The organism is Pseudoalteromonas peptidolytica (assembly GCF_012641745.1).
GTDB classification, from domain to species: Bacteria; Pseudomonadota; Gammaproteobacteria; order Enterobacterales; family Alteromonadaceae; genus Pseudoalteromonas; species Pseudoalteromonas peptidolytica.
In genome coordinates this window covers 70,834-86,278 of sequence record NZ_WEHZ01000008.1, presented here as the reverse complement: position 1 = coordinate 86,278, position 15,445 = coordinate 70,834, and the positions used below count along the sequence as shown (strand labels likewise).

Below are 15,445 nucleotides of genomic sequence, written 5' to 3'. Positions count from 1 at the left end.
AGATAAGGCAAAGATTTGGTTACTTAGCTAACCTGAACTTCGGATAATGAATGCCATTCTGAGTAGCCAATTGTAGCACCTGATTTACTCTCTAGATGAGCAAGAATTACGCTGAAGTGGTGTTACCTAGCGTAATTTTATATGTTGAGAATAGCAACACTCTTTGTAGATTATCAGTGTAATATTGTATCTGCTTTATTCAGCTCTTCGCGGGTCATCTTCCAGCTTAAAAAGCGTTTAACAGTACCGTTATCTAGGTAAACTGCAGGGATGCTCAACACTCCAAAAGAGCGTAATTTAATAGACTTGATATGCTCAGCATGGATATAGTGTGTTTTACCAAAGCAGCTATAACTAACACCTACTTTGTCAATATGTAAAAAGCGCTTTCCCGTTAGTGAGAAGGCAAGTGTTGTTAGCACAGACAGTAATAGTAACATGGTAACAATTTGAAGCATTGATGCAGGAATGCTAAATGTTGAAAAGACTACGTGACCTAGCCATATCAGTGATAAAGAAAGTGCGTAAAAAAGCCAGTTAATTTCCAATTCTATGGTTCTCATTGAGTATCTCCTTTATTTACCCAAACACTCCCACCGACAGTTTCAATGACATCATGGAGCTATATTTATTCGACAAACCGTAATGATAAAGTGGCAATGTTCCTAAAGCAAGAACTTTAGAATTAATAAAATATGAATTAAAAGTGACGAATTGTAGAGGGAATATTCCTAGTTTAACCTATTGAATTTAAAAAATAAAAAAGGCCGCAGAAGGCGGCCTTTTCTGACAGAATAAGTAATTTATTACTTAGCTGCTTTTTTCTCTTTCTCAGCTGCGATTACCGCTTCAGCAACATTTGCTGGACACGGAGCGTAGTGTGAGAATTCCATAGAGAACTGACCACGACCAGACGTGATAGTACGTAGGTGACCGATATATCCGAACATTTCAGATAGTGGTACTTCACCCTTGATACGAACGCCCATTGCGCCAGCTTCTTGGTCTTTGATCATACCGCGACGACGGTTAAGGTCACCAATTACGTCACCTACGTTGTCTTCTGGCGTGAATACATCAACTTTCATGATTGGCTCAAGAAGTTGTGCACCCGCTTTAGGGATAGACTGACGGAATGCGCCTTTAGCTGCGATTTCGAACGCGATAGCTGATGAGTCAACTGCGTGGAAACCACCGTCGAATAGCTCAACTTCAACGTCTAGTACTGGGAAGCCAGCTAGAACACCTTCTTCCATCATTGACTTGAAGCCTTTTTCAACTGCTGGCCAGAATTCCTTAGGAACGTTACCACCAACAACTGAAGAAGAGAACGTGAAGCCTGAACCAACTTCACCTGGCTTGATACGGTAGTCGATTTTACCAAACTGACCAGAACCACCTGACTGCTTCTTGTGCGTGTAGCTATCTTCAACTTCTTGCGTGATAGTTTCACGGTAAGCAACCTGAGGCTGACCAACAACTAGCTCAACGCCGTAAGTACGCTTAAGGATGTCTACCTTGATGTCTAGGTGAAGCTCACCCATGCCTTTAAGGATAGTTTCACCTGAATCTTCGTCAGTCTCAACTTGGAATGACGGATCTTCTGCAACCATCTTACCGATAGCGATACCCATCTTCTCGTTACCACCTTTATCTTTAGGTGCAACAGCGATAGAGATTACTGGATCAGGGAAGATCATCGCTTCTAGAGTACATTCGTGCTTAGGATCACATAGCGTGTGACCAGTTTGAACGTTCTTCATACCTACAACAGCGATGATGTCACCCGCTTGTGCTTCAGTAAGTTCGTTACGCTCGTCTGCTTGCATCTCAACCATACGGCCGATACGCTCTGTTTTACCAGTTGCAGAGTTAAGGATCGTGTCACCTTTCTTCATGCGACCAGCGTAGATACGGATGAACGTAAGTGCACCGAAACGGTCGTCCATGATTTTGAACGCAAGCGCTTTAAGTGGCTCTTCTGCGTCAACTGTCGCAACGTCACCAGTAGGCTCACCTGTTTCAGGATCAGTTAGAGGCTGTGGATCAACTTCAGTTGGAGAAGGTAGGTAATCAACAACTGCGTCTAGTACTAGCTGCATACCTTTGTTCTTAAACGCAGAACCACAGTATGTAGGGAAGAATGCAAGATCGCGAGTACCTTTACGGATACATGCTTTGATTTGCTCAAGAGAAGGCATTTCACCTTCCATGTACGCTTCCATTAGGTCGTCATCTTGCTCAACAGCAGACTCAACTAGCATCTCATGGTACTCTTCAACTTTGTCTACCATGTCTGCTGGAACGTCTTGTACTTCGTAGTTCTCAGGAAGACCAGTTTCATCCCAAACGTATGCTTTCTTCTCAAGTACATCAACAACACCAGTAAATTGGTCTTCGATACCAATTGGTAGCGTCATCACTAGAGGGTTAGCGCCAAGTACTTTTTCAACCTGACCAACTACACGGTAAAAGTCTGCACCCATACGGTCTAGTTTGTTTACGAAGATTACACGTGCAACTTCTGATTCGTTCGCATAACGCCAGTTAGTTTCTGATTGCGGCTCAACACCACCAGAACCACAGAATACACCGATACCACCGTCAAGTACTTTAAGTGAACGGTATACTTCTACTGTGAAGTCAACGTGTCCAGGAGTATCGATAACGTTTAAACGGTGGCCTTTCCACTCACAAGTTACCGCTGCTGATTGGATAGTAATACCACGCTCAGCTTCCTGCTCCATGAAGTCGGTAGTAGACTCACCGTCGTGTACTTCACCAGTTTTGTGGATTTTACCAGTAAGCTTTAGAATACGCTCAGTGGTGGTAGTTTTACCCGCATCAACGTGCGCGAAAATACCAATGTTTCTGTATTTCGATAAATCTGCCATTGTTTTACTCTATTTAAAGTAGAAAAATTATTCGGCGGGAGTATATCACCTCTTGTAGCGAACATCATCCTTGAAGTCGTTTAAAATGCAATCAATTCGCGAAAAAGTTTCTAATGCGAAATTTTCGAGGATGATTTACCTGTACCTCACTTCTTAGAGCAGCATTTTTGGCGATGACATGACATATTGACACCTATATTTTACATCGCTTAGCTTGAGGATCAGAGAAAGAATAAGCTAGTTTATACCAATTAGGCTTAATCCTTGCTCAATTTGAAGGCGTAAATCTGACGCTAACCGCGTTAAGAATTTCGATTTAGAACAACTAAATAGCAAAATTTTTGCCTTGCCTAAATGGATGTAGGTACCTTAGCGATAGCAGGAGGCGGTAGCGGAGTTATCGACAAGATTTTCTTGCCTCAAAATAAACCACTTAATTAAGAAAATTGGTATTATCGTTTTATCAATTATTGCCTTATTAAACCAGAATGCTTTGAAAGTAGCTCAACTCTCATATCCGGCTAATTTGTATCCGATAGGTTACGTGAATTTACCCATAAACTTATTGGCTGTTGGAAGTGATTCCGACGCTGTTAGCACGAAACACTAAAAAGACATTGGTTATTCAAAGCCTAAGTTAACTTGCCAGTCTGAAAATATAACCACTCTCCACTTTATATCCGCACGCTAATGACAACTAATAATAGCCATAAAAGAATGCAGGAGTTGAACAGAAATACAACGATATCTAGCAGCATGTGGTTTGTTTTTGAGTCTCGTATAGGAGAGCAAAAGTAAACATCAGGAAAAAAGAATAACCAAATCGACACAATAAAAAAACATACGCCTCTAAAAGTTTATATTTGATTGATTTACATACACTTAGATCTAAATAAGAATTATTTTCAAAAAGAGTGTTGACAGCAACCTAGATCTAATTGATAATCAATATCAACAAGAAGGGAGTGACGGCTCAACTTGTTAATACACTAGTTTCTTGACCCGAAACATGGCTGGTAACCATAACTACCTAGGATGTTAGCAGGCACTTGCATTGCTCCTCGTATTTAGACGCTAACTCCACTTTTTACTTGCTACATTGCTCATATCGGTGACGGTAGATATGAAATCAAAAAGCCCTTTTCAGGGCTTTTTTTATTTTAAGGCTATTTAAATTGCGAGATGTAAGCTAATACCAATTATCTTTATTAAGTAGCCTATGTTGAGGCGATAAAATCTAGTCGATAACCCGCTGCCGCCTCCAATTCTCGCCAAGGTACCTCCCCGCCATGTAGGCAAGGCAAAAATTTTGCTATTTAGTTGTTCTAAATCGAAATTCTTAACGCGGTTAGCGTCAGATTTACGCCTTCAAATTGAGCAAGGATTAAGTCTAATTGGTATAACAACCTGTCATGACATAAAAGACCGCCTAAAACAGCGAAGACATCTGTAGTAGACCCCCAACAGTATTAAATACACACTCTACACATCACAAAGATATTAATGAGAATTATTTTCAAAAAACTATTGACTCACCACCAAATCTAACTGATAATCAATATCAACAAGACGGAAGCGTGTTGTTTAGCCAACTTAGTTAGATGTGTTGATGGTATCTATTAACCATCCACCCGATGTACTCCTAATTTGGCAATAGTACTCTAGTTTGTTTCTCGACCCTGAAACACGGATTGCCAACGTTAATGGCTTGAATGAACTTAATTCGGTCGCCCCTAAAGCTGACTAAGTCCATTCTCACAATTTACTTGCTACATTGCTCATATCGGTGACGGTAGATATGAACTTAAAAAGCCCTGCTCAGGGCTTTTTTTATGCCCTAAATCCAAGATATTATAACCCTTCACTCTAGCTAACCTAATCCGCAGATAATTAATACCTGTATAGCAGCGCTAGCTGGGTTAAGTTCACTTTTAAGCAAGGCAAAAATTTTGCTATTTAGTTGTCATAAATAAAAAACTTTTAGCACAGTTAGCGTCAGATTTACGTCTTCAAAATGAGCAAATATCAAGACTGATTAATATAAGAGGATTCCTTATCCGAACCTCAGGTTTGTCACTCACTCCCCCAAAAAAATCGATAATGAGAATTATTTTCAAAAAGATATTGACGTTTGAGTAAATCTAATTGATAATCAATCTCAACAAGAGCTCATACTCTTGCTGATTCGACCCTGAATCGTGTTGTCGGTGATGCGCTACAACGCCCCTTGATGTGTGTCACTGGCAACCATTACTTGCTACATTGCTCATATCGGTGACGGTAGATATGAACTTAAAAAGCCCTGCTCAGGGCTTTTTTATTTCTCACTCACGCTTAATCCCTCGACTTCAAATTAAGCTGTAATAGCGTGTTATCGCTTTCTGTTAGCCAAGCTCGTATCATGCTACTTTTCCTGAAATAACAATAATATGAACGCGAGACGCTATCGTTACAATATGTTGTTAAGTTTGCTACTGTTGGTAGGCTTCATCTTTACAAGCTGGATCAGTATTGAGCATGCAAAACAGTCTCTTTATCACGGGATTAGCGATGACGCTCTACTACTTACCAGTCATCTCGTCGATTTAGATTTACAAAAACGTTTGCAAGCACCAATCATTGTATCTCAGCAAATGGCGAATAATGTATTTATTAGACAGTGGCTGCAATCTGAGCAACGTAACTCAGATCTCATCTTCACTTACCTTGCTGACACCCGCGCACTGCACCAAGCCAGAACCAGTTTTTTAGTCGATGATAAACGCCTTACTTACTATCATGCGAATGGCTCAACAGAGCAATTAGATATTCGTGAAAAACAAGATGACTGGTACCGCGAGAGTCTTCACAGTGACTCCCCCTATTCTCTCAATGTAGACATTGACCCAAGGGATAATAGTGAAGCTATCGTCTACGTTAATCACAAAATAGAACTTGACGATGAGGTGCTAGGTATTGTCGGAGTGGGTGTGTTGTTGGCTGATTTACATCACTTAATCACGCAGTATGAAAATACTTATGAGCGTAAGTTCTACTTTATCGATCATAAAGGTAGAGTACTATTTTTTAATGATACTGTGTTGTCTGGCACCAGCATTCATGACCATTTCCCATCACAAGCAACAACATTACTTAAACAATCTGAATATCAATTTATCATTGAGTCGCAAAGCCATACAAAATTTGTCCATTCGCGTTACTTGGATTCTATTGGGTGGCATTTAATTGTTGAGCAGAAAGTTGATAAATCCAACGGTATAGATGACATTCTTACTACGAATTTATGGGTCGGTAGTTTTGTTACGATATTTATACTGGTCGTTGCACACTTAACATTTAACCATTATCAAAAGCGCTTAGAAAAAATGGCTAAATACGACAAACTCACAGACACCTTTAATCGCCAAGCTTTCGAGCCGCAGCTACAACATCACCTTGCGAAATCCAGAAACCAATCAACCCCCGTTGTTATGCTGATGATGGATATTGACCATTTTAAGCAAGTTAACGACCGACATGGCCATGTTGTCGGTGATAGGGTGCTGCAATGTTTCGCAACTGTGTGTAAACGCCAAATAGAAAACAACGGCTTATTGTGTCGCTGGGGTGGTGAAGAGTTTATGGTTTTGCTGCCAAAAACGACGTTAGATGAAGGAATTGCGGTAGCTGAGAAAATTCATATCGCTCTGGAAAGAGCTGAGTGTGAGGTAAAAGTCACTGTCAGTATTGGCGTTGCACAATATCACATTGATGAATCGGAAGATGGTTTTATAAAGCGCGCTGATGCCGCGCTTTATCAAGCTAAGCAAGGTCGAAATCAAACCAAATTCGCCGCTTAGCGGCGATTTTTTCGAGCCCTCGCGCGGCGCTGACGCTTCTCTTCTTCGCGAGCAGCCTTTTTGGCCTCTGCTTGAGCTCTCAATTCAGCGACCATTTGTTCTTCTGACTCACGCATTTCTGGTGTTTCCATGGTGATCCTGCCGATAACGGCATCGCGCAACTCATTAATGAGGATCTCTGACATTTTGTGAGTATCTACCTGATTTCCGCCCTTAACACAGCCTCGCTTACGACCCGCCATCTCGATAAATGTCCAATCACAATCAGGCAATTCATCCAGTTTGTAGCGCAGCTTCAATAGCTCAGGGTATGCAGTTAATAAGTACTCAGCAGTGTAACTTGCCACCTCTTCATAATTAATCGCGGTATCACGAATAGCGCCTGTCGCTGCCAGACGATAGCCTGAATTTTCATTTTCCACTTTTGGCCATAGCATCCCAGGCGTATCGTACAGCATAATACCGTCTTCAAGTTTAATTCGCTGTTGCGCTTTGGTTACTGCAGGTTCATTACCCGTTTTTGCAACAATTCGACCGGCAAGGGTATTGATAAGCGTTGACTTACCCACATTTGGAATACCCATTATCATCGCTTTTAGCTGCTTGTCTTGACCGACTTTATGGGGCGCAAGCTTTTTGCAAAGCGCATTAATGCGCTGCACTTCATTCGCCTTGTCATGACCAAACGCCAGCGCTTTTACGCCACTCTCACGCTCAAAGTACTCCATCCACTGCTTGGTTAATTCAGGGTCGGCCAGATCTGCTTTATTCATGATTTTGATAACAGGCTTATCACCACGTAACTGGCTCACCATCGGGTTTTCACTGCTATATGGAATACGGGCATCCAGCACTTCAATAATGACGTCCATCTGCGGCATGATTTCTTTGATCTCATTGCGCGCTTTATTCATATGTCCTGGGAACCACTGTATTGCCATTTTAATCACCTGTATTAATTAACTTTAAAAGCTCATATATTGAATACGTTGCGCTCAACTCACCGCCCTTGATGTGCTATTTGCATCTGACAGCCGCGGCACTTCGGATCAACATAGGGTACTAAACGCTTTTAATACAGCAGCAGTACCTCATCACTAAAGCTCCTATTCTACTATAAAGTAGAAGAATTGGGGTAATGACGAGTTAATTCTGTATAACTCGTGATGTATACCAAAAGTGTTTATCAAAAAATGGTAATTACGAAGACGCGAGTGCAACTAAACTAAAGTAAAGCTCACTAGCTTTGATGGATTATTTCACTGGGTGTAATTATATACATTCATTATATGCTCCCTAGCACTAATTGAACATATATCGCGCTATAGTGCAGGTTTTAAGCATGTTAGTTTTATATACGATAATTATGAAGCGCTTATTTATCTACCTTGGGCGGTTGTCTGGAGATTAATACTCACGATGATTATTTGCTCTTCGAACACGACTCCCATGCAAGAAACCAAAGCCTCCTACCAGCTAGACACATTGCGTTCGAGTCGGCGACCTTTTTTACCGATTGACCAAGTAAGAAAAACTCAAGCATCACAGGGATGATCGACTTACAAACGCTTTACGCTATGTTGTAATGATAAAATCACAACGTGAACTTCGACAGTAACGTTTCTTGCTCATGGGCATTTTTAGCAAGCTCTTCGCTGGCGCTGTACTGCTTGTCTGCAAAGCTACCAACTTCAACACTAATATCGTTGATATGTATTGTGTTTTTATTTATTTCTTCTATCACTACGCTTTGCTCTTCAATAGCGGTGGCGATTTGAATATTACGATCCATCAATTCTTTCACGGCTTCTGAGATTTCTTCCAGCATGTGCGTGGCTTGCTCTGTTTGCGACACACATTGCTGAGTTTTATCACGACTACTACCCATTGACTGCTGCACTTGTGTTGATGACACTTGGATTTGATCTATCATCGACTTAATTTCAGTCGTTGACTCCTGAGTTTTTGATGCTAAAGAACGTACTTCATCTGCTACGACAGCAAATCCACGCCCTTGTTCACCCGCTCGTGCAGCTTCAATTGCAGCATTTAATGCCAGCAAATTAGTCTGCTCTGCGATCCCGTTGATAACTGACAAAATATTTTCAATACTCTGGCTATACTCAGCAAGTTGAGTACTGAGCTCATAAGATGCAGTGATATCATCTGCTAGCGTATTAATTTGACCGCGAGCTTGGAAGAAAATCTCCCGCCCCTCAGAAGTCTTTTCATTAACCGAAGTAATAGAACTTGCTGCCTGTTGTGCATTACCTGCTATCTCCGTAGAAGTGGTGCTCATTTCGTTCATTGCTGTTGCTAGATTTTCAATTAAGCTCACTTGTTTATCCAGCCGACTCGATGAATGTGTCGCCAGCTCTTTTGCTGCATCGCTACTTAGTACGACATCATCAGCACGTTCTTTGACCCGGCCCACTAACCCATGTAAAAAACCTAAAAACACATTAAACTGCTGTGCTACCACACCACATTCGTCTTCATTAACTATTCTCAAGCGCTGGGTTAAATCGCCTCCCCCACTTGCCATACCAGTGATTGCGGTTTCTAAATCATGAAGTGGCTTCAGGAGATGTATTGCCAGTGTTCTAACGCATACCACACCAATAAATACTGCCAAAACAGCAATAATCAATGAGTTCAGAGTAATTTCCGTTAATGTTTTATATGCTTTTGCTTTGTCGATAAGTACCGCAAGATACCAATCTGTTCCGTAGGTATTATCTAATGGGTGTAAATAAAAAAGCCGGCTACCATCTTTTGTATCCACTTCTTGCAACTCACCGACGCCGGATAGACGCAAGTTTGAATACACCTGCTCCATCTTTTTCCCATTAAAATCAACATCATGATGTGAAATTACTCGACCGGCACGATCAACCAAAAAGGCATACCCAGTGTCGTCAAAGTTCACCAGATTGACACTACTTGCAATCGTTTTAAGACTTAGATCTCCACCTATCACTCCTTTGAAGCGGCCGGCAGCCATGATGGGCGATACCACAGACAGCAACAACTCTCCCGTTGCCGCGTCAGTGTAAGGGCTGGTGTAGACTGTTTTATTTTGGTTTTTACCCAGCTGATACCAAGCGCGTTCTCTGAAGTCAACGCCTAGAGGGTTTTTGCGCGCAGGATTGTTAGACCTTAATCCCTCTTCGGTTGCTAACGTCCCAAAAGCAAGTAAAAATTCGCTTTTGAATACGGGGATGTTCAATGCTTGCTGAAAGTGCTCTTCACTAAAATTTTGTTCTATTTGGCTCTTTACCACATTAATCTGGTTAGCTTTGCCCGCGAGCCAGTTTTCAATACTAATTGCCAACAGTTTCGTACTGTCAGTTACGTAAGCACGCGTTTTAGCTTTTACTGATTCACTGACAAACCAATAAGTAGAGAGGGTCGTTACAGATATTATTAACAAGATCACAACGGCGGAAGCCACAGAAAACTTAGTCCGGATCTTCATATTTCAACAACCTGAATAAAAAGTACTCGAATATCGAAAGTGTTGTCTATAATTCGGTTATTAGCAACTGAGAGATGTAAAAACGATGAATTTTACTTTAGCAACCTCAACCGCACTAATAAGCATTGCTTGTTTGTTGACTCCGACAAAATTACAGGCTTCTGAGCAACCCGTCACTATGGCCGATATTCAAAACTTAGAGCGCCAGCTTGCTGATTTGAAAGCACGGTTTATGATACAAAAAAAAGTTACTCCGCCCGAACCTGCAGTAAAGCCACCTCCGGCACAACAGTCTTCCCAAGCGACTACGACTTTGCCAAAAACCACACTCCGTACCTACGCCACAATAAGACCAACATTTGGGTTGCTTAATGAAAATGACGAGAGCAATTGGGATGTTCGCGACGCACTGTCTCACGCAGGGATTAAGGTCACCCATGAATTTATGCCTGGCTGGCAAGCTGAGCTTCATGGTGAATGGGGAATAGATCTGGCAAATGAAGGAAACTTCGGTAAATCTAGACGTGCCTATACCGCATTGGGTACGCCATTTGGACGCTTTGGAATTGGTAAACAACGACCTGCGCAGTATTTATTTATCGCTGAGTATGTTGATATTTTTAATCACGCAAGCAGTCCCTTTGCCTACGACCCTGAGAGTATTTTTTTCGTCGACAACCTTGTAACCTATCGCTATCACTTTGGCCCAGTGACGTTCATTGCGGCAGGGCAGTTTAACGGCGACAAGGGCGACAACCAAAGCGACTTATTTAATACCGGATTAAGTTACGACCAAGCAGGGCTACATGCTGCTATTACCTATCAGCATAATGATGTATATGACAACGAACTGCATATCGGTGAAAACCGGTTGTGGTCTGGTGCACTTGCTTATCAATTCACGCCTGATTTATACGCTGCTGTGGCTTATCAAGATAAAGAGTATGAGCGCAATAGTTCTCTTGCTTCAAGGCAAGGGCATACCTTTGATGTTTCCTTAGCGTATCAACTATCAAAGCATTACAAGCTAAAAACTGGTTACTTTAATTTTGATGATGGTTACTACCAATTCGATCCGCTCAATCAAAGTTTTGACGGTTACAACATCACATTGGAGTGGCTTCCCACAGCACCACTGAGAGTTCACCTTGAATATTTGAATAAGTCTTATGATAATCAAGAAGATATGGATTCAATCTCTATTGGCTTTCGGTATGATTACAAACAAGAGTGGCAATTTGAATAACCAAGTCATCAAGTATTCAAGTGAGAGTGATACACTTAAGCCAAACCTCGGGGTATTCACGTTCTCAGGAGCAACATGCGTCACTCTCCCATTCCTTTAGAAAACGTCGTAACACAACAAATACAATGTGTTGTTGTGTTACACGGATTGTATATGTCAGGCTTTGTAATGAAGCCCCTTAGCGCACGTTTGGAAAGATCTGGCTATCGTATCTTAAACTTGAGTTACAACACCTTAACCCCCAATCTCGACAAGATCTGCAAGGCGATAGACGACTTTATTGGTAACCACCCAGCTGCGTTAGTTTGTCACTCGATGGGAGGCTTGGTCGCGCGTGCTTATTTAGAGCGCAATTCAGTGGCAAGTACACAGGTAAAAAAAGTGGTGACGTTGGGGACACCACACAAGGGTAGTGCCATTGCCAAGCATATGCACGATAAAGGCCTAGAGTTACTGTTAAAAAACAGTGTGGAGTTTTTGTTGTCTCGTAACCAAGATTGGCCATTTAACGCCAAGCTTTACAGTATTGCCGGAGACTTGCCCATCGGGCTAATGCCATTGCTACAAAAAGGCAGTCAATCAGACGGCACTGTGCTGCTAGAAGAAACTAAACTCAATGGTATGGCTGAACATAAAGTATTTCACCTCAGCCACACCAGCCTAATTTATTCTCGCGCAGTCATGGATTATATATGCGATTTATTGAAAAACCCCTAGTGCTCTGCGCTTGCAGCCACTTTATATGCAATAAATGCAATCAACCCAACGACTAATGGAACCGGCGCAGCGATGTAACCAAAGGTATCAGAATTCGCAATACTTGCACCTGCCAAGTGACCAACTAGACCAACTACAAAAGCCACTAAAGCGATAACGACAACGACGATTTCCATTTTGTGTTCGGATGTTGTTTTGCCTTTCATACTCATTTCCTCAAGTAGTTAGACACGCTACTTTGTGTGCCTTGATGACCTGATTATGCGCTTCTACTTCGTTGATATTTTGACCTAAATCAATTTTAAAACCGCCAAAAGACCTAGCGGCTTTACGTTTTGTTTTGGATCAAATTTTATTCAACCTTGTCGATTTCAGGAAAAAGTTGGCAAACTTTATTCCCCAACGGTGGCGTCACTTTTTCGCTATTTGCTAACGATCTGATATAGGTCATCTTGTCTTAATATTTGATGTGTTTTCATGATAACGATTGATTTTTTAGATTAAATGGTTTGGTTTTAATCATTGGGCAATTCATCACGGTTGCGCCATACTGACTGTAAATCAACAAGGAGCATCGCATGACAAACATTAATTCTATCGGTTTAGACAAAGACAAAAGCCAAGCTTTAGTTACTGCTTTGAATACACTACTGAGTAGCTATCAAATTCAATACATGAATGCGCGAGGCTTTCATTGGAACATCAAAGGTCGTGAGTTCTTTGAACTACACCTAAAATTCGAAGAAATCTATACATTACTTCTGGAAAAAGTAGATGAAATTGCTGAACGTATTTTAACGATTGAAGGAAATCCACTACATGCGTTCTCAGATTACTTAGAAACCAGCAAAATTAGCGAAGCCAAAGGGATCAGCGACGGTACACAAGCGCTTGAGACTCTACTTAAAGGTTACACAACACTCATCGCCATGCAGCGTGAGATCTTAGCCCAAGCAGGTGATGCTGAAGACGAAGGAACCGCAGCGCTCATGAGCGACTATATCAAAGAGCAAGAAAAGTTGGTTTGGATGCTAAAAGCGTATTTAAACTAGCCCATTTGCTTGAAAGAGCATTCATTCTTTAAATACGCCATTACCTAGCGGTATAACTGACTGCGACCAAACTCGCTTAGCCTTTGGGTAAAAGTGAGTTTGGCCGTGATACTATATGAGCAATTAAGCTTGGCTATGTGTGTCCAGCAAACTTATAAAAAATGCCATTTCTAAAGCACGTTCATGCAAGCTTTTAAATCGCCCAGAAGCTCCGCCATGCCCTGCTTCCATATCCGTTTTAAACAATAGCAAGTTACCGTCCGTTTTATATTCCCTAAGCTTGGCTACCCACTTCATCGGCTCCCAATACTGTACTTGTGAATCATGAAGGCCTGTAGTAACCAGAATATGAGGATAAGCTTTTGCCTCGATGTTGTCATAGGGTGAGTAAGCCAATATCGTCTGATAATCCGCTTGGAAGTTCGGGTTACCCCATTCGTCATATTCATTCGTGGTCAGGGGAATAGATTCATCCAACATGGTAGTTAACACATCTAAAAACGGCACATGACAGCCTAAGCCGAGATAGAGTTCTGGCGCTTGATTTGCAATTGCCCCCATTAATAAACCACCAGCGCTACCACCCGATGCAAATACCTTGTCTTTATCACCATAACCTTGCTCAACCAATGCCTTAGTTACGTCAATAAAGTCGTTGAAGGTATTTTGTTTATGCGCTTTTTTGCCTTGCTCATACCACTGGCGACCTAGCATTTCAGAGCCACGTATATGTGCAATCGCATAAACAAAACCTCTGTCTAACAAACTTAAAATCTGACTTGAAAAGTTCGGGTCTATCGTGATCCCATAAGAACCGTAGCCATATTGCAGCAAAGGGTTACTGCCATCTTGTTGAAACTTATCTTTACGATAAACCAAGGATACCGGGACTTTTACACCATCTCTAGCAGTAATATGTAGGCGCTCAGAGTGATAATACTCTGGTTTAAAATCACCTAGCACCTGTTGTTGTTTTTTTAATGTTTTTTTACCGCTTGTTAGGTTGCAATCATACACAGAGCTAGGCGTTGTCATGCTTGAGTAATGGATACGAACGCTGGTTGCACTGGGTTCAGGGTTACTTCCAATCGTTGCGTAATAACAAGCATCATCAAAGCTAAGATGATAACTCTGCCCCTGATAGTCATGTACAACAAAGCGAATTTGCCCTTGCTCGCGCTCGGTCAGAACAAAGTGGCTATTAAATAACTCCAGTCCCTCTAATAAGACATGCTCTCGATGTGCTACCACCTCTTCCCACTGCTCAATATCAACGATAGTTTGCTCGGTGGCACGCATTAAGCGAAAGTTTTTAGCCGCTTTATTTGTCAGGATATAATAAAACTCTCCCATCTTTTCAAGGCCATACTCATGACCCTCCACTCTTGGGAGTAGCGTTTTAAACTCTCCCATTGGGTCATTCGCGTCTAATATAAGCTGATCGCTGGTTTCTGTAGCAGCAAGATAAATGAAGATCGCACTGTCATCTCGGCTTTTACCTAGCCCCATATAAAATTGGCGGTCTTGCTCTTCAAATACTAAAATATCATCGCTTTGCGGTGTGCCCAGTACGTGACGATATACTTGGAATCCCAGTAATGTTTGCTCATCTTTTTTAACGTAAAACAGTGTCTTATTATCGTTAGCCCACACTACCTGACCTTCTGTGTTATGCAGTACATCAGGAAGTAGTGTATTGGTAGTAAGATCCAAAAACTTAATTGTATAGATGCGGCGACCATCAGTGTCTTCACTATAGGCTAGCAGCTGTTCATGTGGGCTTACGGTAATATCTCCGACATCATAAAACTCGTTGCCTTGCGCTAGTTGGTTGACATCAAGCAATAAGGTTTTGTCTGACAGATCTTCTTGCGACGCGCGATAGTGCTTGGCATATTCCTCATCACCATTCACTTCACTGACATACCAGTAACTGCCATCTTTTGAGGGCACTGAGCTATCATCTTTTACTATACGTCCTTTCATTTCTTCAAATAGCTGTGACTGTAATGTTTGGTGCGGTGCCATTAGTGCATCACAGTGGGCATTTTCCGCATTTAAATGCGCCAACACTTCGTCATTTTTACGCTCATCATCCCGCATCCAGTAGTAGTTATCGATACGTTCATGATCATGATGTAGCAAAGATTTTGGTAACTTTTTGGCTAGAGGTTGTGTTTTATCCATCACCTAGTGTTCATCCTAAATTTCTATCATTT

10 protein-coding genes are annotated in these 15,445 nt (G+C 41.6%); 4 read left to right on the top strand and 6 right to left on the bottom strand.

The window, feature by feature from the left end:
• Positions 1-173: 173 nt before the first annotated feature.
• Both F9Y84_RS07235 and fusA read right to left on the bottom strand, forming a co-directional pair.
• Positions 174-563: a hypothetical protein gene (locus F9Y84_RS07235; protein WP_147388948.1), complete on the bottom strand. Its 390-nt coding sequence runs from the start codon at positions 561-563 to the stop codon at positions 174-176.
• A 243-nt stretch (positions 564-806) separates the two neighbouring features.
• Positions 807-2,894 (bottom strand): elongation factor G, encoded by a 2,088-nt coding sequence (fusA, locus tag F9Y84_RS07230; RefSeq protein WP_147388949.1) that lies wholly within the window; start codon positions 2,892-2,894, stop codon positions 807-809.
• A 2,429-nt stretch (positions 2,895-5,323) separates the two neighbouring features.
• Here fusA and F9Y84_RS07225 point away from each other — a divergent pair.
• The gene (locus F9Y84_RS07225; protein ID WP_147388987.1) at positions 5,324-6,733 is read left to right on the top strand and encodes a sensor domain-containing diguanylate cyclase; all 1,410 of its coding nucleotides are present in this window, start codon (positions 5,324-5,326) and stop codon (positions 6,731-6,733) included.
• Here the strand turns inward: F9Y84_RS07225 and ylqF are convergent.
• Positions 6,730-7,674, bottom strand: a complete 945-nt coding sequence (gene ylqF / locus F9Y84_RS07220) for a ribosome biogenesis GTPase YlqF (protein ID WP_128731421.1) — start codon at positions 7,672-7,674, stop codon at positions 6,730-6,732. The genes F9Y84_RS07225 and ylqF overlap by 4 nt on opposite strands.
• A gap of 653 nt (positions 7,675-8,327) precedes the next feature.
• Positions 8,328-10,211, bottom strand: coding sequence for a methyl-accepting chemotaxis protein (locus F9Y84_RS07215; protein ID WP_147388986.1), 1,884 nt, complete (start codon positions 10,209-10,211; stop codon positions 8,328-8,330).
• A gap of 85 nt (positions 10,212-10,296) precedes the next feature.
• On the opposite strand from F9Y84_RS07215, the gene F9Y84_RS07210 reads away from it, so the two are divergent.
• Positions 10,297-11,457, top strand: coding sequence for a porin (locus tag F9Y84_RS07210; RefSeq protein ID WP_147388985.1), 1,161 nt, complete (start codon positions 10,297-10,299; stop codon positions 11,455-11,457).
• Between the two features lie 75 nt (positions 11,458-11,532).
• Complete coding sequence (locus F9Y84_RS07205; protein WP_128731424.1) at positions 11,533-12,174, top strand: alpha/beta fold hydrolase; 642 nt, start codon at positions 11,533-11,535, stop codon at positions 12,172-12,174.
• Here the strand turns inward: F9Y84_RS07205 and F9Y84_RS07200 are convergent.
• A complete protein-coding gene (locus F9Y84_RS07200) occupies positions 12,171-12,380 on the bottom strand; it encodes a hypothetical protein (protein WP_125250724.1) in 210 nt (69 codons plus the stop codon). The two genes, F9Y84_RS07205 and F9Y84_RS07200, sit on opposite strands and share 4 nt — an antisense overlap.
• A 372-nt stretch (positions 12,381-12,752) precedes the next feature.
• Between F9Y84_RS07200 and F9Y84_RS07195 the strand changes: the two genes are divergently transcribed.
• Positions 12,753-13,226, top strand: coding sequence for a Dps family protein (locus F9Y84_RS07195; RefSeq protein WP_125250725.1), 474 nt, complete (start codon positions 12,753-12,755; stop codon positions 13,224-13,226).
• Between the two features lie 123 nt (positions 13,227-13,349).
• Here F9Y84_RS07195 and F9Y84_RS07190 read toward each other — a convergent pair whose 3' ends face one another.
• The gene (locus tag F9Y84_RS07190; protein ID WP_147388984.1) at positions 13,350-15,413 is read right to left on the bottom strand and encodes a S9 family peptidase; all 2,064 of its coding nucleotides are present in this window, start codon (positions 15,411-15,413) and stop codon (positions 13,350-13,352) included.
• Positions 15,414-15,445: the final 32 nt, after the last annotated feature.